The sequence below is a fragment of the Virgibacillus sp. 6R genome, assembly GCF_001895305.1.
GTDB lineage: Bacteria > Bacillota > Bacilli > Bacillales > Amphibacillaceae > Virgibacillus > Virgibacillus pantothenticus.
The window spans coordinates 1117493-1139337 of sequence record NZ_CP017762.1 but is presented as its reverse complement, the minus strand read 5'-3'; the positions used below and the strand labels follow the sequence as shown (position 1 = coordinate 1139337).

General features: G+C 40.4%; 6 protein-coding genes, 14 tRNA genes, 3 rRNA genes and 2 pseudogenes. 22 read left to right on the top strand and 3 right to left on the bottom strand.

Going from position 1 to position 21845, the window contains the following annotated elements; genetic code table 11:
• Positions 1-470 precede the first annotated feature (470 nt).
• The 3 genes from BKP57_RS05170 to perR all read left to right on the top strand — a co-directional run bounded on the left by BKP57_RS05170 (position 471) and on the right by perR (position 8174).
• A complete protein-coding gene (locus tag BKP57_RS05170) occupies positions 471-6521 on the top strand; it encodes a discoidin domain-containing protein (RefSeq protein ID WP_072741108.1) in 6051 nt (2016 codons plus the stop codon).
• Positions 6522-6943: 422 nt separating this feature from the next.
• Positions 6944-7492, top strand: coding sequence for a cob(I)yrinic acid a,c-diamide adenosyltransferase (locus tag BKP57_RS05165; protein ID WP_072741107.1), 549 nt, complete (start codon positions 6944-6946; stop codon positions 7490-7492).
• Positions 7493-7715: 223 nt separating this feature from the next.
• Positions 7716-8174: a peroxide-responsive transcriptional repressor PerR gene (gene perR / locus BKP57_RS05160; RefSeq protein ID WP_050350021.1), complete on the top strand. Its 459-nt coding sequence runs from the start codon at positions 7716-7718 to the stop codon at positions 8172-8174.
• 323 nt (positions 8175-8497) lie between these two features.
• Here the strand turns inward: perR and BKP57_RS05155 are convergent, their stop codons facing one another.
• Positions 8498-8890: a YgzB family protein gene (locus tag BKP57_RS05155; protein ID WP_050350022.1), complete on the bottom strand. Its 393-nt coding sequence runs from the start codon at positions 8888-8890 to the stop codon at positions 8498-8500.
• A gap of 1059 nt (positions 8891-9949) precedes the next feature.
• Here BKP57_RS05155 and BKP57_RS05150 point away from each other — a divergent pair.
• From BKP57_RS05150 to BKP57_RS05055, 19 genes are all read left to right on the top strand, one after another.
• Positions 9950-10819, top strand: a complete 870-nt coding sequence (locus BKP57_RS05150; RefSeq protein ID WP_050350023.1) for a nucleotidyltransferase-like protein — start codon at positions 9950-9952, stop codon at positions 10817-10819.
• An 877-nt stretch (positions 10820-11696) separates the two neighbouring features.
• A 16S ribosomal RNA gene (locus BKP57_RS05140) occupies positions 11697-13261 on the top strand.
• Positions 13262-13678: 417 nt separating this feature from the next.
• Positions 13679-16596: ribosomal RNA gene (locus BKP57_RS05135) — 23S ribosomal RNA — on the top strand.
• Positions 16597-16751: 155 nt separating this feature from the next.
• Positions 16752-16867 (top strand): 5S ribosomal RNA (gene rrf, locus BKP57_RS05130).
• The 16S, 23S and 5S rRNA genes sit together here with 14 tRNA genes alongside, the layout of an rRNA operon.
• A gap of 23 nt (positions 16868-16890) precedes the next feature.
• A tRNA-Asn gene (locus tag BKP57_RS05125) sits at positions 16891-16965 on the top strand.
• Positions 16966-16967: 2 nt separating this feature from the next.
• Positions 16968-17059: transfer RNA gene (locus tag BKP57_RS05120), tRNA-Ser, on the top strand.
• Between the two features lie 21 nt (positions 17060-17080).
• A tRNA-Glu gene (locus BKP57_RS05115) sits at positions 17081-17155 on the top strand.
• 5 nt (positions 17156-17160) lie between these two features.
• Positions 17161-17236: transfer RNA gene (locus tag BKP57_RS05110), tRNA-Val, on the top strand.
• 82 nt (positions 17237-17318) lie between these two features.
• Positions 17319-17395, top strand: a tRNA-Met gene (locus BKP57_RS05105).
• Between the two features lie 24 nt (positions 17396-17419).
• Positions 17420-17496 (top strand) — tRNA-Asp (locus BKP57_RS05100).
• A 37-nt stretch (positions 17497-17533) separates the two neighbouring features.
• Positions 17534-17609, top strand: a tRNA-Phe gene (locus BKP57_RS05095).
• Positions 17610-17627: 18 nt separating this feature from the next.
• Positions 17628-17712 (top strand) — tRNA-Tyr (locus BKP57_RS05090).
• 12 nt (positions 17713-17724) lie between these two features.
• Positions 17725-17798, top strand: a tRNA-Trp gene (locus BKP57_RS05085).
• Between the two features lie 10 nt (positions 17799-17808).
• Positions 17809-17881, top strand: a tRNA-His gene (locus BKP57_RS05080).
• A 12-nt stretch (positions 17882-17893) separates the two neighbouring features.
• A tRNA-Gln gene (locus BKP57_RS05075) sits at positions 17894-17968 on the top strand.
• A gap of 4 nt (positions 17969-17972) precedes the next feature.
• Positions 17973-18047, top strand: a tRNA-Gly gene (locus BKP57_RS05070).
• Positions 18048-18061: 14 nt separating this feature from the next.
• Positions 18062-18135, top strand: a tRNA-Cys gene (locus BKP57_RS05065).
• A 1-nt stretch (position 18136) separates the two neighbouring features.
• Positions 18137-18221, top strand: a tRNA-Leu gene (locus tag BKP57_RS05060).
• A gap of 222 nt (positions 18222-18443) precedes the next feature.
• On the top strand, positions 18444-19622 hold the full coding sequence (locus BKP57_RS05055; protein WP_072741105.1) for an ISL3 family transposase: 1179 nt from the start codon (positions 18444-18446) through the stop codon (positions 19620-19622).
• Positions 19623-19713: 91 nt separating this feature from the next.
• On the opposite strand, the pseudogene BKP57_RS05050 reads toward BKP57_RS05055, so the two are convergent.
• Together BKP57_RS05050 and BKP57_RS21605 are read right to left on the bottom strand one after the other, a co-directional pair.
• Positions 19714-20193: pseudogene (locus BKP57_RS05050) on the bottom strand (tyrosine-type recombinase/integrase); the annotation flags it as partial.
• Between the two features lie 58 nt (positions 20194-20251).
• A pseudogene (locus BKP57_RS21605) lies at positions 20252-21820 on the bottom strand (IS3 family transposase).
• Between the last annotated feature and the right edge of the window lie 25 nt (positions 21821-21845).

Sequence of the window (21845 nt, the reverse complement as noted above, 5' to 3'; positions counted from 1 at the left end):
GTCTCTTATTAGAATAAGATGGTAGATCGTATGTTAAAAAGTAGACAATCCTTCTCTTTTGATAACTTTGAGTTGTTCGACAAAGGAAAGAGATGGAAAGGAAAGGCGATACTCGAGTACGTATCGTAAGGTTGATATATCATTATTCAAATAGTTTATGAATAAATGAATATGCCTATAAATGATATCGGTTTCATGCTGCTTATTTTCTCTACGGCATCGGTTTTCAATTTAAATAGATTAGAAGGTATTGTGCCTATATTAACATTCAAGCAAACTCATCAAGGAGGTGAGAAAAGCGCTTTCTTAATTATAAGTAACTTGAAAACCAAAATTATTTAATGAAAGTGAGGGGTATCTTTCTAGTGAAAAATAGTATTAGGTATTATTGATTCTTTCAATTCGACTATAAAAAATGGTCTTATAGTAGGTCCTATGGTTAAAAGTAATATGGAGGTAGGAGGATAAAGATGCGAACAAAAAGATTTTATTTTAGTATAATTAGCATTCTGTTTTTAGTCTTAAATATGTTTTCAGGAATAGTAGTAGCAGCTGAAGAAAATACACCTGTGACGTTTAAAAATGCAGAAGACGCCCTAAATTACATTGAAGCGTATAAGCCGAAAATTTCTAGTGATGGGAATTCAATTATACTGCCAGAAATACCGGATAAGAATTATGAAGTTACATTATATGGGTCAGATAATAAACAAATCATTGATATGAATCTTAATTATTATCAGCCGATTATGGATATGAAGGTTAATATTTTATATAAGGTTGCCAATAAAAATGATCGTTCTGATGTAGCTGTGTCAGCTAACGACATCCCAATAAACGTTAAAGGACAATATGAGAAAGAAGAAGGGGATAACTCTGTTCCTAACGTAATTCCAGGTCTCCGGGAATGGAAGGGCTACCAAGGCGAGTTCACTCTCTTAGAGGATTCCAAAATAGTAATAGATTCTGCTAATGCGGATGCACTTATAGGGGTTGCAACTACTATTCAAGGTTATATCCAAGAAATGGTTGGTAAAAAGTTAAATATTCACAAGGGTTCTAAAGCTGCTAAAGGCGATATTTACCTAACATTAAACCGTGCACAAGAGCATTTGGGTAAAGAGGGTTATACGTTAAATATAAAGGATAATATTGAAATTAGTGCACCTGAAATGAAAGGGATTCAGTATGGAGGAATTTCTCTTACACAAATCCTTTATCAATCAAAAAATCAAAATACAATACCAAAAGGATATGCGAGAGATTATCCAAAATATGAAGTTCGTTCTGGAATGCTTGATGTAGGAAGAATGTTTATACCTTTAGAAAAAGTTCAAGAAATGGCAGAGTATATGTCGTGGTTTAAGTTAAATGAATTACAAATGCATATTAACGATTACTGGGCATCCGCTGATTATCATGGATTCCGAGTAGAAAGTAAAAAATACCCAGAAATAAATGCGAAAGATGGTTATTACCCACAAGATGAATATATTGCTTTCCAAAAAGAGATGAAAAAACATGGAATCGATGTTGTTACAGAGATTGATACACCGTACCATGCTGAGAGCTTTAGAGCAGTTAATCCGGATATGATGTTGAAAAAAGGTGCTTTGGATATAACAACACCGGAAAAGCGTAAGTTGGTTTATCCATTCATCGAATCTCTGATGGATGAGTTTTTAGGTGAAAGTCCCAATGATAAAAATCGCGTAGTTCAAAGTGACAAATTTCATATTGGTACAGATGAATATGATAAAAAATATTCTGAAGAAATGAGAGCGTATACGGACCACTTTATCAAGTATGTAAACAATAAAGGATATGAAACGAGGTTATGGGGGTCACTTGGAAAAAATGGTTTTGATGGTGATACACCAGTAAGTAGTGATGCAACGATGAATATTTGGGCAACTCACTGGTCAGATGTAAACGAGATGTATGATATGGGATTCGATATAATTAATACAACTGGTACTGATTTATATATTGTTCCAATTGGAAATGCTGGTTACCCGGACTATTTAGATATTAAAGATAAATACGACAAATGGGAGGTGAATAAATTCAGGCCAAAATCATCAGGTGGAATAGGAGGAGCAACCATGCCGTTTGCTCATCCGCAAACTAAAGGTGCTGAATTTGCCTTGTGGAATGATGTAACATCATTTTCTGGCGGCTTATCAAGTTTTGACATTTTTGACCGGCTAAAGGATGCGGTTATGCTCGTGTCTGAAAAAACTTGGTACGGCGAAAAAACAGAAGGCCAGACTTCTGGAGAATTTATGGAACGGGTAGGTGCGGTTGAAAACGAAATTCCTATGTCCAATCCTGCCAGATTTATAAGATCAAATTCCGAAATTGTAGCAAAATACGATTTTAATTCCGTTGAAAACAACGTTGTAAAAGATTTATCTGGAAATGATTATAATGCGAAAATCAACGGCGGTACTATCGTTGATAATGGGAATGGAAAGGCGCTGCAATTAGATGGTAATGGATATCTTGAATTACCATTTGATTCTATAGGTTACCCATATAGTGTATCATTTGATATTAAACTAGATAAGGATTCACTTGAAAACGCAACCCTTTTTTCTGGTGATGAAGGGAATTTTTATCTCGACATTGACGGAACTGGAAAATTAGGCTATGAAAGAAACGAGAAAACATCTGAAGGAAGTAAATATAAGTTTGAAAACTATAAATTTAAGCATGATTATTCCTTAGAAGAAAATAAGTGGCAGAATATCATAATAACAGGAAATAATCGAGAAACAACTCTATATATTGATGGAAAGAAAGTTTCAACATCAACTCAAATTAATAAATTAGAGGGACGTACAGGTGATTCGTCAACCTTTGTCCTACCTCTTGAAAAAATAGGTAACCGCATAAAGGGAACGATAGATAACTTCATAATAACGAATAATAAGTTAGAAAATAGTTTGCAAGAAAATATTGCTTACCAGCAAAAGGTAACAGCTTCTTCTGAATATGATAGTTCTCAAGCAGCCTCCTTTATAACGGATGGTAATTTTGGAACAAGATGGGGTTCAAAGTACAACTATGATACGGAAGAGGAAAAAGATAATCAGTGGATAATGATTGAATTAGATGAAATATATGATTTGAGTACCGTTAAAGTTTTTTGGGAAAAGGCAAGGGCAAATAAATATGATCTTCAAGTATCAGAAGATGGAAAAAACTTTAAAACCGTATACTCCTATAAGGATAAGACGAGGAGTCAAATCGATACCATTAATTTGCAGGATGTAAAGGCTAAATATGTAAAAATAGTTATGTCGGAAAGAGCATCCAAATATGGCTACAGTATGTTTGAAGTAGAAATATACGGTAACCTAGATTTGAAAACAAGTGGTCAAAAGCTAGTAGAGCAAGTTGAAAAACTGTTGGGTTCTATACTAACTGATGCTGGGGATCAAAATGCAAGAAGTGAATTAATTGCGGCTAAAGATGAATTAAAATCATATTTGTCAGAAAAAAACTTAGATATTATCACATATGATAGATTGGCTGGGAAGGTAAAGGAAAAGCTTAAAAAGTTTAAAAAAACGGTAGACCAACCTAGGAATTTAGCTTATAAGCAAAAGGCAACGGCATCTTCCCAATATAATGACTCTCACAAAGCAGCAAATATTATAGATGGAGATTATGCAACAAGGTGGGGTTCTCAGTACAAAGTTGGTCCTGAAGAGAGAGATAATCAATGGATAATGGTTGAATTAGATGATGAGAAACAATTTGATACTGTAAAAATGGAGTGGGAACAAGCTAGAGCAAGCGAGTATGAAATATTTGTTTCTAAAGATGGAAAAGATTTTGAAAAGGTATATTCTTATTCCGATCATTCACCAAAAGGAAATCGGGATATTATTCATTTAAAAGATACGACAGCTAAATATGTAAAAATTTCTTTAACCAAACCAACTACCAAATATGGCTATAGTATGTTTGAGTTGGAGATTTACGATTACTCTAAAGTGAATAAGCTTAAGCAGGAAGGACAAAAGTTATTAAAAGAAATACCTAAAGAATCGGTCGGGAAAAGTGAACGAGAAGAATTAGTTAATGCGCTAAAAAAATGGGATTCTTTTGTTTCAGCAAGAGATAAAGCTGCAATTAGCTATCACCAGACATTAAAATTATTAAATCATACAATTGGTAATTTTAAAGCGTCTATTGTTCCTGTAACAAGCATAACTCTAGATAAAGAAAATATAGAATTAAAAGTTAATGAAGAAATTCAATTACATGCAAAAGTTGAACCTCAACATGCAGCAAATAAAGAGGTTAAATGGAGTAGTAGTAATGAAAAGGTTGCAACAGTTAATAGTGATGGTATGGTTACGGGTATTACTAGTGGAAATGCCACCATTACAGCTCAAACTGTAAGCGGTGGACATAAGGCAACTAGTAGCGTTACGGTTAAAGAAATGGTCCACAAAGAAGAACTTAAAAGTATAATTGATGATTCGCTACAGAGAGAGGAATCCAACTATACAGAAGCTAGCTGGAAAGTTTTTGCTCAAGCATTAGAAGAAGCAAAGAACGTCTTAGCCGATGAAAAAGCAACCCAGGATGAAGTAGATAAAGCAGCTAAAGCGTTAACGAAAGCTATAGAACAGTTAGAGCAAAAAGTAGATAAATCGATCTTGGAAGAAGTGATAGTGGAGGCAGAAACTAAAACGGAATCCAACTATACAGAAGCTAGCTGGAAAGTCTTTGCTCAAGCATTAGAAGAAGCAAAGAACGTCTTAGCCGATGAAAAAGCAACCCAGGATGAAGTAGATAAAGCAGCTGAAGCGTTAACGAAAGCTATAGAACAGTTAGAGCAAAAAGTGGATAAATCGATCTTGGAAGAAGTGATAGTGGAGGCAGAAACTAAAACGGAATCCAACTATACAGAAGCTAGCTGGAAAGTCTTTGCTCAAGCATTAGAAGAAGCAAAGAACGTCTTAGCCGATGAAAAAGCAACCCAGGATGAAGTAGACGATGTTTTTGCAGCCTTGACTAAAGCGATGGATCAACTTACAGAGAAAGTAGATAAATCAGTGTTAGAAGAAATCATAGAAGAAGCTGAAGTTAAGAAAGAAATAAATTATACGGAAGAAAGTTGGAAAACCTTTGTCGCAGCGCTAGAAGAAGCAAAGGCTGTATTGGATAATGAAGAAGCAACTCAAGAATTAGTAGCTGAAGCCATTGCATCATTGACTAATGCTATGGAGTCATTAGAAGTTAAGCCTGGGATAGTGGATAAATCGAAATTAGAATTCGCTGTGAAGCAGGCGGATACTAAAGACAAATCGAAATACATGGAAGATAGCTGGGAGGCTTTTGTACAAGCACTAGATATCGCCAAGAAGATTCTGGATGATGAGGAAGCCACCCAGAATGCAGTGGACGAAACTTTTAAAGCTCTAACGAAAGCAATGGATCAACTTGAAGAGAAAGTAGACAAATCAGCGTTAGAAGAAGTTATAGAAGAGGCAGGAACTAAGAGAGAAACGAACTATACAGAAACCAGTTGGAAGCACTTTGTTCAAGCGTTAGAAGAAGCGGAAAACGTCTTAGCTAACGAAGAATCCACCCAAAATGAAGTAGATAAAGCTTTTGAAACATTAATAAGGGCAATGGAACAACTAGAAGAAAAAGCTGACAAATCAGCTTTAGAGAAAGTCGTAGAAGAGGCTGAAGCTAAGAAAGAAGCGAACTATACAGAAGACAGTTGGAAATCCTTTAGTTTAATGTTGGAAGAAGCAAAGAATATTTTAGAAGATAAGGGAGCTACTCAAGGCGAAGTAGATAAAGCTGTTAAAAACCTAAAAGAAGCAATTAAAGGTCTAAAAGAAAAACAAGATGCAGTTGAAGTAGATAAGTCAGACTTAAAAGAAGTGGTGAACAAAGCAAGCAAGAAAGATGAGTCAAACTATACTGAGGAAAGCTGGAAAGTCCTAGTCGGAGCTTTAGAACAAGCACACAAAATTCTAAACAATGAAGAAGCCACCCAAAATGAAGTGGATGCAGCCGTTAAATCCTTAATGGATGCCATTAAAGGTTTAGAAGAAGTGAAAGTAGACAAATCAGCCTTAGAAAAAGCTATATCTAAAGCAAAGAAGAAAAATAAGTCGGATTACACTGCAAATAGCTGGAAGGTATTTACTCAAGCTTTAAAAGAAGCTCAGGATGTAATAGCGGATAAAGAAGTAACACAGGAAGAAGTCGACCAAGCACTTAACAACCTAGAGAAAGCAATTTCAGATTTGACGCAGCAATCCGATCATAATGGTTCCGAAGCAAATAATGACCCTAATACAACTGATGGCACGAAAGGTACAGAAGGCACGAAAAATGCAAAGAATCCACAAAGTTCTCAGGAGAGGTCTAAATTACCAAATACAGCAACAAATATCTTTAGTTTTATATTAATTGGTTCATTGATTTTAGCATTTGGATTATTGCTTTTCTTCCTTAAGCGGAAAAGTAATCAAAATGAATAATATGTAATTAAGGGGGCTGACCTGAAAGACCAATGGTTTGGTGGTCTTTTAGGTCCCCTTTTGTGTAACAGGGAACGGATACCGGGTTCTGTATTATGATTTAATCTTTAAGAGGTGTGATCTTCTGAAGCGGCACGGTTAAACGATTTTTATTTTATTGCTCGTTATAAGCAAACATCGGTTTTTATGCTATGCTTCTTTTGCCCCCATATTAGTGGTATTAAGCTTCCCTTTACTAGCGAATCGAATATATTCACTGTTTAAAACGATAATGTATGGAATTCCATATTCTTTTGTAAGGCTGATAATCGATTTCGGTTATCGACTTGTTGCATAGAAAACTTCATGGTATGGTTACGATTATATGTTGGAATTTGGGAAAACTATTCGTGTAACTTAAAATGAAGTGAGGAGGTAGATGCATGCGAATATATACTCGTTCTGGGGATAAAGGAAAAACTTCGCTAATATACGGAGAACGAGTAAATAAGAACGATCTTCGTGTCGAGGCATATGGAACTTGTGATGAGGTGAATTCCATGATTGGTTTGGCAATAAGTTTTTTGGAAGAAAAGTCATTTCCTAAAAAAACAACTGTCATTCAAGAACTTATTAGTGTACAAACATTGCTGTTTTATGTTGGCTCAGAGCTTTCCACACCAGCAGATAAAGAAGTTCCTTGGCAACTAAAAGAAGAGCATATTCAAACATTAGAAAAGCAAATTGATCATTGGGATGAGCAGCTAGAGCAGTTAACAAATTTTATTTTACCCTCCGGCGTCCAAGCAGCATCAGCCGTACATGTCGCAAGAACAGTAACGAGAAGAGCAGAACGTCTAGCAGTAGCTATTGAAGGTGTAAATCCATTAGCCATTGCTTTTCTTAATCGGTTATCGGATTATTTATTTGTCGCTGCACGATATATTAACCAATCACTTAAAGGAGAAGAACGTTCCCTACATATGACGTAATTCGAAAATGACTTAAACTAGAGTTATTCTAGTTAAAAATGGAATTAATTTCCTCAAGAAATGGTTTTCATTATTATGATATAGTACTTTACAATGAAAATCATTTTAAAATAATAAATAGTGTGCTATTATTGACAGAATGCGGTTGTAGGGATTAAACTAATTATAAAGATTATAATTTAAGAATGAATTATTTTTGTATAAACTACTGAAAGCGAGGTGGATGAGGGTGTCTGAAAACAGATTGCAAGAGGCTATTAATACATTGAAAGCTTCAGGCGTCCGTATCACTCCACAACGACATGCGGTTCTTGAGTATTTACTCAATTCGATGGTTCATCCTACAGCTGATGATATTTATAAAGCTCTTGAGGGTAAATTTCCAAATATGAGTGTAGCAACTGTTTATAATAATTTACGTGTTTTGCGTGAAGTAGGCTTAGTAAGAGAATTAACGTATGGCGACTCTTCAAGCAGATTTGATTGTAATACTTCAGATCATTACCATATTATTTGTAACTCATGTGGAAAAATTGTTGACTTTCATTATCCTTCATTAGATGAAGTGGAGGCATTAGCTGAACAGGTAACTGGTTTTAAAGTCAGTCACCACCGCATGGAATTGTATGGTGAATGTGAAGAATGTCAAAAGGAAGCAAAAAACAAACAAAAAAGTGGTTAATCATTGAAATCTCTATTGTGACTGCAATGGAGATTTTTCATCCTGGCGCCTGAGTTCAAGGTGGGGAAGTTTTGAGTACCGTTTGTACAGGATGTACTGATATCTACGCCTGTCACAAGGACGTGGGCAGTTTGTACGAGCATTAGTATGGGCTTCCTCGAAACCCATTCTCATGCAAGGAAAGGATATCCCTTTTTCAAGAGATGTAGGAGCAAGATAATGCAAAAATTCGATGTATCTATTTTAGTGCACTTGTTAAACAATCTCTTAAATGGAGCCTATCAAAACCATTGATGTAGTGGGAAGATCCACTACATCAATGGTTATTTTTTATTTTGATTCTCTTCCGACTTCTTTGTTTTGCTATAACGTCTTGTGTTGTATTTTTCATCAAATTCTTTTCCTTCTAGATCTTTATCTAGGGTTAGCGGTTGTTTACAATGCATACAAGCGTCAACGCGTCCAAGCATCTTCGTTGGTTTTTCACAGCTGGGACACATGATTGGTACAGCTTTTAGCGATAAGGTCCCAATCCAAAGATAAACAACACAACTTAATATAACCATTAAAACACCTAGAATAAAAAAGGTAACCATTAACCAAGGAATTTTTTTGGTTAGTATTCCCCCATACATAAGAAGAATCCCGGCAAATATAAGAATCAATGCAAAGGATCTAATTTTATTAATTTTGCTTGAATAAACGATTTGTGCCATGTTAATCCCCCTAATCCTTCAATAGGTAGTATAGCATATATTTATATAAAGTGAATCTTCAATCAGTAAGTGAGTCTACTATCTCTCACTGATGTTTAGTTGTTCAAAGGGATGGGCTAAAGAGATTTTTAATAGACTTGGATATTTATCCCGTATATAAGGTGCTGTAAGGCTTAGGAGTTGGATCTGTACTGCAACATTTTAAGTTGGAGATAACAGTACCTAAATACTCTATTTCGTAAGAGGACTTTAGCTCAACCATTACGTTACTAACCATCAGTAAGGAGGGATGAACCCCCCAATAGATGAAGATTCACTGTTATAAGCAATTGAATCTTCCGTTTTACCCCGTATTTTTTTCGCCTCTAAGTACTAAGTAAAAGCTTTACTAATGATAATATTTGAGCTGAACAAAGGCGGGGGCGCCCGTTTAGCAACGTAGCGAATGGAACAAATCAACGAAAGATAAAGGAATCATGCCACTAAAAAGGGGGTATGCCGACGTCTGGGCGGCAAGCCCGTTTTTAGTCGGCCTTCCTCTAGCGATGAACCGATGAGGCCTTATCGTAGGGCGCATTTCGTGAAGTCGCACCGTTGCTGGGCTCATGCGCCGGACTTGGCTATTCGGTTATTTCGTATCCATAAGCACCTCATTTTATAGTTTCTTATCTTATAAAAAAGGATTTTACCCTTTTACAGCGAATGTAATATAATACGACAATTTATGCAAATCATTGTGTAAATCTTTGTCAATTGTCCATGCAACCCATTGACAATCTTTCGTTTTGATTATAAAAATACAGAAGTAGCTTACAAATAGCAAAATGAAAAAATATCCCGCATATAAATTGCTGTAAGACTCCTACTTCAAGATATGAGATTCACACTACAACAATTCTTAAGTTGGAGATAACAACATCTAGTCAATTTAGTAAGAGACTTTTAGGTTATACTTAAGTAGTACTTTCAATCAGTAGTGGATAAAAGAAAACCCTCTGATTACTTACAAAATTTATCATGTTTTTACAATAGAGCGAAATGAAAATGGAGGAAATAATAATGGAGCGTTTCCTACGATCAATTTATCAACATCATGCCAGTGACTCAAATGTATTAGGCATATTAACAGTAGAAAAAACGAAACCAGACAGTCCGATTACGGATAATTTCGATGTAATTCTTCTTATTATTGTTCAGGAAGCTGAAAAAGTGTGGAATGTGAAACATTACGAATTTGCAAACAAGGCGTGTGCTCTTCATATAGTGGCGGAAGAACTGTTAATGGAGTGGATTGATACTAGCGGTTATCGAAATGCAGTGGAATGGATTATATATGGAAGAGTAGTCTTTGATCGAAATGAATTTATTCAGGAATTAAAAAATACGTTACAAGATTTTCCTGATTCTAAGCGAGATTTACGTAAAATAATAGAGTTTGGAAAGCTAATAAAAAGCTATAACGAGGCGAAAGAGTTGTTAGTAGCTGGAGAGTATATGGATTCAAACAGCAAGATTTTATATTCGCTTCATTATTTGGCAAGATTGGCTGTTATTGAAAAAGGATATTATCCTGAAGTGACTGTTTGGAACCAAGTAAAACAAATAGATATCGAAGTTTATAAACTATATGAAGAATTTATCGAGAATAAAGAAGAACAGAAAAAGAGAGTACAATTAATGCTACTAGCAATGGATTATGTTATTAATGGGAGAGCAGAGATGGCCGTGAAACATTTATTGGATATTATGAAGTCTGAGGGCGGATCTTGGTATTACGGTGAACTGCAAGCATTACCGAAACTACAAGCCTATTCTTTAGATTTGTCTGCAATAATGACTTATTTAGTTGAGAAAGGGATGATTATGATTGATACAGAGCCAACAAAAGGAGAAGGCGTATATCATAGAAAATATACTGTAGGTAAATAGTGTAACGATTGTTGGTGATTTTCATATAGTATAGAGGCAATTATTTTATGGCTTATATGCGTGTTTGCTTCTGTCTTGTTTGCTGGAGAGTCTTATTGCTGAACAAATTAAAGAAGATATACTACTCAGGGCTCTGAAAAGTGTTGTCCTATGCTAAGAAACCATTTGTCAAAGGGTATGAAGAAGGTGTTTCGTTTTACAAAAAAATAAGGACGCATTGTTGGTATGGCATTTCTGGTATGGCATTTCTGGAGCAATATTATAGTAAAAAAAGTCTTTATGAAGGTAATGGAATGGAGAGTGTATGTTTAATAGTACAATTAAGTAAGGTGACATGAGGAAAATAATCATACTTCGTTTAACGAATAGCAGATATTTCCCTTCTTCTTTTTAATGTACAGGAGTTGCAAGTGTAAGATAAAGCAAGGCTTTATTCCTGATCCGTTGAATGATATGTCATAGAGGCTTTTTATATGAAATGTATCATTTAGAAAAAAATATTATAAATTAGGATTGACTTTAGAATGAAGCCATGATAGAGTGATAAGCGTCGCAAAAATTCCAGTGAATTTAACGACAAACATTTTTTTAAAAAAAGATATTGACTTAACTATAAGTGATATGTTATATTAAGAAAGTCGCCAATTTGAAGCGGAAAAACATCTTGAAAAAAGTTGTTGACAAAGTAGTTTCATAATGGTATAATAAAGAAGTTGTGTCGTAAAAAAAAGGCGCTAACAAATTTGCTCTTTGAAAACTGAACAAAACAACCAGTATGTCAAGAAAAGCAATCTCTGTTTTTCTTTTAAAAAATCGACCGAGAGCAATCTCGGAAGAAGCTAAGAATGACGAAGAACGGTGTTCATCATCACAAACTTTTATGGAGAGTTTGATCTTGGCTCAGGACGAACGCTGGCGGCGTGCCTAATACATGCAAGTCGAGCGCGGGAAGCAAGCAGATCTCCTTCGGGGGTGACGCTTGTGGAACGAGCGGCGGACGGGTGAGTAACACGTGGGCAACCTACCTGTAAGACTGGGATAACCCCGGGAAACCGGGGCTAATACCGGATGATACATATCGTCGCATGACGAGATGTTGAAAGGCGGCATATGCTGTCACTTACAGATGGGCCCGCGGCGCATTAGCTAGTTGGTGAGATAAAAGCTCACCAAGGCGACGATGCGTAGCCGACCTGAGAGGGTGATCGGCCACACTGGGACTGAGACACGGCCCAGACTCCTACGGGAGGCAGCAGTAGGGAATCTTCCGCAATGGACGAAAGTCTGACGGAGCAACGCCGCGTGAGTGATGAAGGTTTTCGGATCGTAAAACTCTGTTGTTAGGGAAGAACAAGTGCCATTCGAATAGGTTGGCACCTTGACGGTACCTAACCAGAAAGCCCCGGCTAACTACGTGCCAGCAGCCGCGGTAATACGTAGGGGGCAAGCGTTGTCCGGAATTATTGGGCGTAAAGCGCGCGCAGGCGGTCCTTTAAGTCTGATGTGAAAGCCCACGGCTTAACCGTGGAGGGCCATTGGAAACTGGGGGACTTGAGTACAGAAGAGGAGAGTGGAATTCCACGTGTAGCGGTGAAATGCGTAGAGATGTGGAGGAACACCAGTGGCGAAGGCGACTCTCTGGTCTGTAACTGACGCTGAGGTGCGAAAGCGTGGGTAGCGAACAGGATTAGATACCCTGGTAGTCCACGCCGTAAACGATGAGTGCTAGGTGTTAGGGGGTTTCCGCCCCTTAGTGCTGAAGTTAACGCATTAAGCACTCCGCCTGGGGAGTACGGCCGCAAGGCTGAAACTCAAAAGAATTGACGGGGACCCGCACAAGCGGTGGAGCATGTGGTTTAATTCGAAGCAACGCGAAGAACCTTACCAGGTCTTGACATCCTCTGACGCCCCTAGAGATAGGGAGTTCCCTTCGGGGACAGAGTGACAGGTGGTGCATGGTTGTCGTCAGCTCGTGTCGTGAGATGTTGGGTTAAGTCCCGCAACGAGCGCAACCCTTGATCTTAGTTGCCAGCATTTAGTTGGGCACTCTAAGGTGACTGCCGGTGACAAACCGGAGGAAGGTGGGGATGACGTCAAATCATCATGCCCCTTATGACCTGGGCTACACACGTGCTACAATGGATGGAACAAAGGGCAGCGAAGCCGCGAGGCCAAGCAAATCCCATAAAACCATTCTCAGTTCGGATTGCAGGCTGCAACTCGCCTGCATGAAGCCGGAATCGCTAGTAATCGCGGATCAGCATGCCGCGGTGAATACGTTCCCGGGTCTTGTACACACCGCCCGTCACACCACGAGAGTTGGTAACACCCGAAGTCGGTGAGGTAACCTTTTGGAGCCAGCCGCCGAAGGTGGGACCAATGATTGGGGTGAAGTCGTAACAAGGTAGCCGTATCGGAAGGTGCGGCTGGATCACCTCCTTTCTAAGGAATAGATAGGAAGCTTTGGCGTTGTTTGAACGTTGAAGCTAGACTATGCGGAAGACATACTTGGTTGTTTGGTTCAGTTTTGAGAGAGTAAATTATACCTCTCAAGGATAAAAGGATTTTCTGTTAAAATCCGTCACGTCCTGTGACGAACACAGAAGTCACGACATCCTGTAGAAACTTTGTACCTTGAAAACTAAATAAGAGTAACAACGACATCAAACTAAAAGCGGAAGCGAATGTGTAGCGATGTACAGACTGGACTGACTCGAAGGAGATAAAGGAACACGGTGAACGCAAGTGAATCGATGTTGACTTATCGTATGGAGAGGAAGGAAGTCATGCTATTGCTATGAGCTGAAGCTAGAAAACCAAAAGCTGAAAAGTAATATGCTTATTCATAAATAGAAAGTTAGTTAAGTGAATAAGGGCGCACGGTGGATGCCTTGGCACTAGGAGCCGAAGAAGGACGGGACTAACACCGATATGTCCCGGGGAGTCGTAAGTAGACGTCGATCCGGGAATTTCCGAATGGGGGAACCCACTGCTCGTAATGGAGTAGTACTTTTATCTGAATTCATAGGATAGAAGAGGCATACCCGGGGAACTGAAACATCTCAGTACCCGGAGGAAGAGAAAGCAAATGCGATTTCCCAAGTAGCGGCGAGCGAAACGGAAACAGCCCAAACCAGAAGGCTTGCCTTCTGGGGTTGTAGGACACTCCATAGGAGTTATCAAGAGATTCTTTAGATGAAGCGATCTGGAAAGATCCGCCAAAGAAGGTAACAGCCCTGTAATCGAAAAGGAATCTCCTCCGGAGTGTATCCTGAGTACGGCGGAACACGAGGAATTCCGTCGGAATCCGGGAGGACCATCTCCCAAGGCTAAATACTCCCTAGTGACCGATAGTGAACCAGTACCGTGAGGGAAAGGTGAAAAGCACCCCGGGAGGGGAGTGAAAGAGAACCTGAAACCGTGTGCCTACAAGTAGTCGAAGCCCGTTAATGGGTGACGGCGTACCTTTTGTAGAATGGACCGGCGAGTTACGATCGTATGCAAGGTTAAGTGGAAGACACGGAGCCGCAGCGAAAGCGAGTCTGAATAGGGCGATATAGTATGCGGTCGTAGACCCGAAACCGTGTGATCTACCCATGTCCAGGGTGAAGGTCAGGTAACACTGACTGGAGGCCCGAACCCACGTATGTTGAAAAATGCGGGGATGAGGTGTGGGTAGGGGTGAAATGCCAATCGAACACGGAGATAGCTGGTTCTCTCCGAAATAGCTTTAGGGCTAGCCTCAAGGAAAGAGTACTGGAGGTAGAGCACTGATTGAACTAGGGGCCCTCATCGGGTTACCGAATTCAGTCAAACTCCGAATGCCAGCTACTTATCCTTGGGAGTCAGACTATGGGTGATAAGGTTCATAGTCGAAAGGGAAACAGCCCAGACCGCCAGCTAAGGTCCCAAAGTATACGTTAAGTGGAAAAGGATGTGGAGTTGCCCAGACAACCAGGATGTTGGCTTAGAAGCAGCCACCATTTAAAGAGTGCGTAATAGCTCACTGGTCGAGTGACTCTGCGCCGAAAATGTACCGGGGCTAAACGTATCACCGAAGCTGCGGATTGTTCTACGAACAATGGTAGGAGAGCGTTCAAAGTGCAGTGAAGTCAGATCGTGAGGACTGGTGGAGCGCTTTGAAGTGAGAATGCCGGTATGAGTAGCGAAAAAAGAGTGAGAATCTCTTTCACCGAATGCCTAAGGTTTCCTGAGGAAGGCTCGTCCTCTCAGGGTTAGTCGGGACCTAAGCCGAGGCCGAAAGGCGTAGGCGATGGACAACAGGTAGATATTCCTGTACCACCTCATGAACGTTTGAACGATGGGGGGACGCAGTAGGATAAGGAATGCGCACGGATGGATGTGTGCGCCCAAGCAGTGAGAAAGTCGGATAGGCAAATCCGTCCGATAATTTCAAGCTGTGACGGGGAGGGAAATAGAGTACCGAAGTTCCGGATTTCACACTGCCAAGAAAAGCCTCTAGTAAGTTCATAGGTGCCCGTACCGCAAACCGACACAGGTAGGCGAGGAGAGAATCCTAAGGTGAGCGGGAGAACTCTCGTTAAGGAACTCGGCAAAATGACCCCGTAACTTCGGGAGAAGGGGTGCTCCTTTAAGGAGGAGCCGCAGTGAATAGGCCCAAGCGACTGTTTAGCAAAAACACAGGTCTCTGCGAAGCCGAAAGGCGAAGTATAGGGGCTGACACCTGCCCGGTGCTGGAAGGTTAAGGGGAAACGTTAGTGCTTCGGCACGAAGCGTAGAACCGAAGCCCCAGTAAACGGCGGCCGTAACTATAACGGTCCTAAGGTAGCGAAATTCCTTGTCGGGTAAGTTCCGACCCGCACGAAAGGTGCAACGACTTGGGCACTGTCTCAACGAGAGACCCGGTGAAATTATACTATGCGTGAAGATGCGCATTACCCGCGACAGGACGGAAAGACCCCGTGGAGCTTTACTGTAGCCTGATATTGAATGTTGGTACAGCTTGTACAGGATAGGTGGGAGCCATCGAAGCGTGAGCGCTAGCTTACGTGGAGGCAACCGTGGGATACCACCCTGGCTGTACGAACCTTCTAACCCAGGGCCGTGATCCGGTCCGGAGACAGTGTCAGGCGGGCAGTTTGACTGGGGCGGTCGCCTCCCAAAAGGTAACGGAGGCGCCCAAAGGTTCCCTCAGAATGGTTGGAAATCATTCGCAGAGTGTAAAGGCAGAAGGGAGCTTGACTGCGAGACCTACAAGTCGAGCAGGGACGAAAGTCGGGCTTAGTGATCCGGTGGTTCCGCATGGAAGGGCCATCGCTCAACGGATAAAAGCTACCCCGGGGATAACAGGCTTATCTCCCCCAAGAGTTCACATCGACGGGGAGGTTTGGCACCTCGATGTCGGCTCATCGCATCCTGGGGCTGTAGTCGGTCCCAAGGGTTGGGCTGTTCGCCCATTAAAGCGGTACGCGAGCTGGGTTCAGAACGTCGTGAGACAGTTCGGTCCCTATCCGTCGTGGGCGCAGGAGGTTTGAGAGGAGCTGTCCTTAGTACGAGAGGACCGGGATGGACACACCGCTGGTGTACCAGTTGTTCCGCCAGGAGCATAGCTGGGTAGCTACGTGTGGCAGGGATAAGTGCTGAAAGCATCTAAGCATGAAGCCCCCCTCAAGATGAGACTTCCCATCACTAAAAGTGAGTAAGATCCCTCAGAGATGATGAGGTTGATAGGTCCGAGGTGGAAGCGTGGTGACACGTGTAGCTGACGGATACTAATCGATCGAGGACTTAACTAACCATTTTGGAAGATGAATCGTTGGATGATCTCTTATTTAGTTTTTGAGGTATAAATCAGGAATCGATTTTTTTCAACAAAAACCTTGATTTTTTCTCGAAAACGCTTATAATAAGATTTGTGCCTATTTTTTAGCACACAACGACAGAAACTTTGTCTGGTAGTAATGGCGGAGAGGTCACACCTGTTCCCATGCCGAACACAGAAGTTAAGCTCTCCAGCGCCGATGGTAGTTGGGGCTTTGCCCCTGCAAGAGTAGGACGCCGCCAGGCATTGTAATTCTAATTGGTATCATTCCACAGTAGCTCAGTGGTAGAGCAATCGGCTGTTAACCGATCGGTCGTAGGTTCGAATCCTACCTGTGGAGCCAATGGAGAGCTGTCCGAGTGGCCGAAGGAGCACGATTGGAAATCGTGTAGGCCGTTACCGCGGCCTCGAGGGTTCGAATCCCTCGCTCTCCGCCACTATCATATAAATTTCATATTGGCCCGTTGGTCAAGCGGTTAAGACACCGCCCTTTCACGGCGGTAACACGGGTTCGAATCCCGTACGGGTCACCATTTCAGGAGGATTAGCTCAGCTGGGAGAGCACTTGCCTTACAAGCAAGGGGTCGCAGGTTCGAGCCCTGCATCCTCCACCAGTACGAATAGTCTAAAACGCTTGAAAATTCATTTTGTATCTTATATACTGTCTTATAGGCGGTTTAGTGGATATAATTATATCGCGGGGTGGAGCAGTCTGGTAGCTCGTTGGGCTCATAACCCAAAGGTCGTAGGTTCAAATCCTGCCCCCGCAACCAATATTATTATAAGATAGATGTTTTGGTCCGGTAGTTCAGTTGGTTAGAATGCCTGCCTGTCACGCAGGAGGTCGCGGGTTCGAGTCCCGTCCGGACCGCCACTTTAAAATGAGTTTGACTTTTATACATAAAACAAATGGCTCGATAGCTCAGTCGGTAGAGCAAGGGACTGAAAATCCCTGTGTCGGCGGTTCGATTCCGTCTCGAGCCACCATTTTTGTTTCAACATAGTGGAGGGGTAGCGAAGTGGCTAAACGCGGCGGACTGTAAATCCGCTCCCTCAGGGTTCGGGAGTTCGAATCTCTCCCCCTCCACCATTTTTTGCATATAGGGGTATAGTTTAATGGTAAAACGAAGGTCTCCAAAACCTTTGATGTGGGTTCGATTCCTACTACCCCTGCCAAATAAATATGGCGGCCGTGGCGAAGTGGTTAACGCACCGGATTGTGGCTCCGGCATACGTGGGTTCGATCCCCACCGGTCGCCCTTTTTGTATATTGGGCCATAGCCAAGCGGTAAGGCATCGGGTTTTGATCCCGTGTACCCTAGGTTCGAATCCTAGTGGCCCAGCCATTAAGCGGAAGTAGTTCAGTGGTAGAACACCACCTTGCCAAGGTGGGGGTCGCGGGTTCGAATCCCGTCTTCCGCTCCAATTTTATATTTAATGGCGGTATAGCCAAGTGGTAAGGCAGAGGTCTGCAAAACCTTTATCACCGGTTCAAATCCGGTTACCGCCTCCATGCCGGTGTGGCGGAATTGGCAGACGCGCGGGACTCAAAATCCCGTTCCCTTTTTGGGAGTGTCGGTTCGACCCCGACCACCGGTATCATTAACGTTGATATGACGACGTTCTAACGGAATTTATTCGTTAGGATGTCGTCTTTTGCGTTGTATTTAACGTAGAACGTGCGAAATTTAGGGCTCTATACTAAATGTGGTGGTACTCCTTATTGTGCCAATGCACAGAAAGATGCAAAAAAATACACTCACTCCCCTCTCTTTTGATAACCTTGAGTTGCAGACACAAAAGGTAAAGGAGAGGGAAAGAGTGCAATATCATCTTATCATAGATTTATTGGGGATAAAAGATAAACAAGTAGAAGTATGGGATATAAAAGAAGAACCCGCGACATGGTTGGTAGAGCTTTATACGAAGGTTAAAAAGCAAACATGTCCATCCTGTAAAGCGAAAACAAAGCGAGTGCACAGCTACCGAAAACAGTTGATTCAAGGGCCAAATCTATCCCATACATCCGTGAAAATTTCTCTGCGAAAAAGAAGATATCTATGTACCCATTGCCACCATACCTTTTATGAACATTTACAAATGGTGGATCGGTATCAAAGGTGCACCAATTCGTTACAAATGAGCGCACGAACTTACTCGGCAATCGGTTCATTTACGGATGCAGCCCGTTTATCTGGTATGACAACGAATCGATTAATCCGTTTGTTTGATCGTCATCCCCTGCAAACAAAGAAGGTTCTACCACGTGCTATAGCTATTGATGAGTTTAAAGGAGATGCAGGAGGAGAGAGGTTTCAAACAGTCATTGCAGATGTGGAGAACAAAGAAATCATCGATATTTTACCGGACAGAAAAGTAGATACCATAAAAGAGTATTTACAATCCCGTGATACGAGTAAAGTCCAAATAGTTGTTATGGATTTGTCAAAATCCTTTAAACAAGCTGTACAAAAAGCATTAGGCAATCCATTGATTATTGCCGATCGATTTCACTATATGAGGCAAGTATATTGGGCACTGGATGAAGTACGCCGAGAAGTTCAGAGGGATTTGGATAAAAAGCCACGTATCCAGATGAAACGTAGTAAAAAACTGTTATGGAAATCGGTATATAAACTGGATGAAGAAGAGTCAGAAAAGGTACAAAAGCTTCTTGATATTGATCCCAGATTACAAAAAGCATATGAACTTAAGAATAAGTTAGATCAATGGTTTAAGGAAAGCGATAAAGATACAGCTAAAGCTGGATTAGAAGCATGTATGCAGACATTAAAAGAATCAGGTATGGATTCATTTCAACGCGTTTATTATACGTTTCAGCGATGGAAAACAGAAATCCTTCCATCATTGATGTATCCCCCTTTTAACAATGGATACATAGAAGGGACAAACAATAAGATAAAGGTGTTAAAACGTAAGTCCTATGGAATTAAAAATTTTTCAAGATTGAAGAATAAAATACTGGCAACAAGAGGTTAACGAATTAATTTAAAATCAGTTAAAAAGAGATCTACACTTGGTACAAAATTGGTACAAGAATTACCCTTCCTAATCCCGCTTGTGTCTTGACTTAGCTTACTTTTCTTGTTTTCGGATTATTTTTTGAAGCACTGTTTAAAGCATTAAGCACTCTAAGCGTATTTTCTTCCTCTTTATTTCGCATTTCTTTTAATAAATGAACATAAGTCTTCCTGGTAGTATCAATATGTCCCAATCTTTCACTGACATAATCAAGAGATACTTTTTCATAAATCAAATAACTGGCATGGGTATGCCGCAACCCATGAGAGGTTATCGTCTCAATACCTAAATCAGACAAAACTCTCCTCAACACTTTATTGAGATTATTGTTGCTTATTACATGATATTTTGACTGCGAACTATAAAAAACCAATTGTTTCATGTTTGTCGGAGTACTTTCAAATAACTCTTTAAATAGCATAACCGGTTCAATCATTACAATTTCTCTCGTCTCATGATTTTTGGTAGGTCCAAAATCAGGTTCTTTATCTTTTTCGATTAACCAGGTTTTATCAATGTTGATTAGGTTATTTTGAAAGTCAAAGTGAACTGCACCCTGTCAAGTAGACAGTGAAAAAATAAAAAAATTATGCCACAACCTGGTGCCGGTATTCTAATGGTGCTAGGCTGTTTAATCTCTTTTGGTATCGTTCCTCATTATAGAATGTAATGTACTTATCAATATCTTTTTCTAGCGCCTCAAAGTTCTTGTAATTCTTTAAGTCATAGCTTTCACATTTAAAATGACCAAAGAAGCTTTCAATTGGTGCGTTATCAATACAATTGCCTACACGTGACATACTGCGTTTCATCCCAGCTTCCGTCGTAAGATAACGATATTCCTTTGATGTGTATGGTGAACCACGATCGCTGTGAATTAAAGGGGTTGCGTCAGGATTTGCCTCTATCGCTTCTTTTAGCGTGTTCATAACCAAAGGATTGTCATTATAGCGCCCAACCTGATAGGCGACAATCGAACCGTCATAAAGGTCCTTAATGGCACTTAAATAAGCCTTGTTACCAAAGCCATACGTCACATGCGTGATATCCGTTACCCACTTCTCATTCGGCTTCCCCGCAGTAAATTCACGATTCAAAATGTTTTCTTCAATATTGATATAGCTTGTCTTCGTGGAATAGCCATTGGAGCGACGAATATGCGATTTTAAGCCCATTTGAATCATGAAGCGTCGAATTCTTTTCTCGTCATATTGCTTCTTATATTTGCGATTGATCGCCATGGTTATTCGACGATAGCGAAGTTACCGTTATACTTTCTGAATTCCTCTTTCACTTTTTTCATGAGCCATTCATTTTCCCTTTGTCGTTCTGTAGGTTTATGTTTCAACCATTTATAGTACCCAGATCGGGATACATCTAAAATGTCACAGAGTAATAGAATGGGTATTGTTGTCTCCTTGTGATAGTCATGAATCGCTTGAAATTTAGCTAGATGTTTACCTAGTCGCGCTGTCCCATCCCCCTTTCGATTTCCTTCAACTTTTTTAATAAGCCATTCTCCGCCTCTAAATACTGATTACGGTGTTCCAGTTCTTTAATACGAAGTTGTAATTTCTCTTCTTCGGTAAGGCTAGCCTTTGATTCTAGCGTTTTTCCACGACGATCCTGAAGACCCTGTTTCCCATCTTTTTCATATTTACGTATCCAGCTATATACTTGTTGATAAGAAACGTTATACTTTTTAGCCGCCTCATGATAATTGTGTTTGTTCGCAATCGTATATTGGACAATTTCAATGCGTTCTTGAAGCGTGGTTTTACGCCCTTTTGTCATGGGTTCTCTCCCTTTACTAGTAGATTTTATCTCTTTCCCACTAGTATACTGGTTTATCCATTGACGTAAAACCGAACTAGATGAAATATTAAACTTCTCACAAGTCATTCTCAGACTGCCTTTTCCATTTAGATAAAATTCAACAGCTTCCCTTTTCAGTTCGCTGGAATACTTCTTCCATGCCCTCGCTTCCTTTAAACCATCCACACCATCTGCTTCGTATTTACGCACCCATAAGTTAATCTAGTACGGTCAACTGAGTATTCTTTAGCAATCGTACTGACAGACGCCCTCCCCTCCATTACACGTAATACCGCCTCGATTCTTTCATCTAACGTATGCTTACTCCTTCTTTTATACATAAGAAAATGCCCCCAATATAGTAGT

Bases quoted from the DNA above. Each gene is read 5' to 3' on its own strand.
- BKP57_RS05155 (WP_050350022.1), bottom strand. From the start codon at position 8,890: ATGGCACAAATCGTTTATTCAAGCAAAATTAATAAAATTAGATCCTTT.
- BKP57_RS05165 (WP_072741107.1), top strand. From the start codon at position 6,944: ATGCGAATATATACTCGTTCTGGGGATAAAGGAAAAACTTCGCTAATA.
- perR (WP_050350021.1), top strand. From the start codon at position 7,716: ATGAGGGTGTCTGAAAACAGATTGCAAGAGGCTATTAATACATTGAAA.
- BKP57_RS05150 (WP_050350023.1), top strand. From the start codon at position 9,950: ATGGAGCGTTTCCTACGATCAATTTATCAACATCATGCCAGTGACTCA.
- BKP57_RS05170 (WP_072741108.1), top strand. From the start codon at position 471: ATGCGAACAAAAAGATTTTATTTTAGTATAATTAGCATTCTGTTTTTA.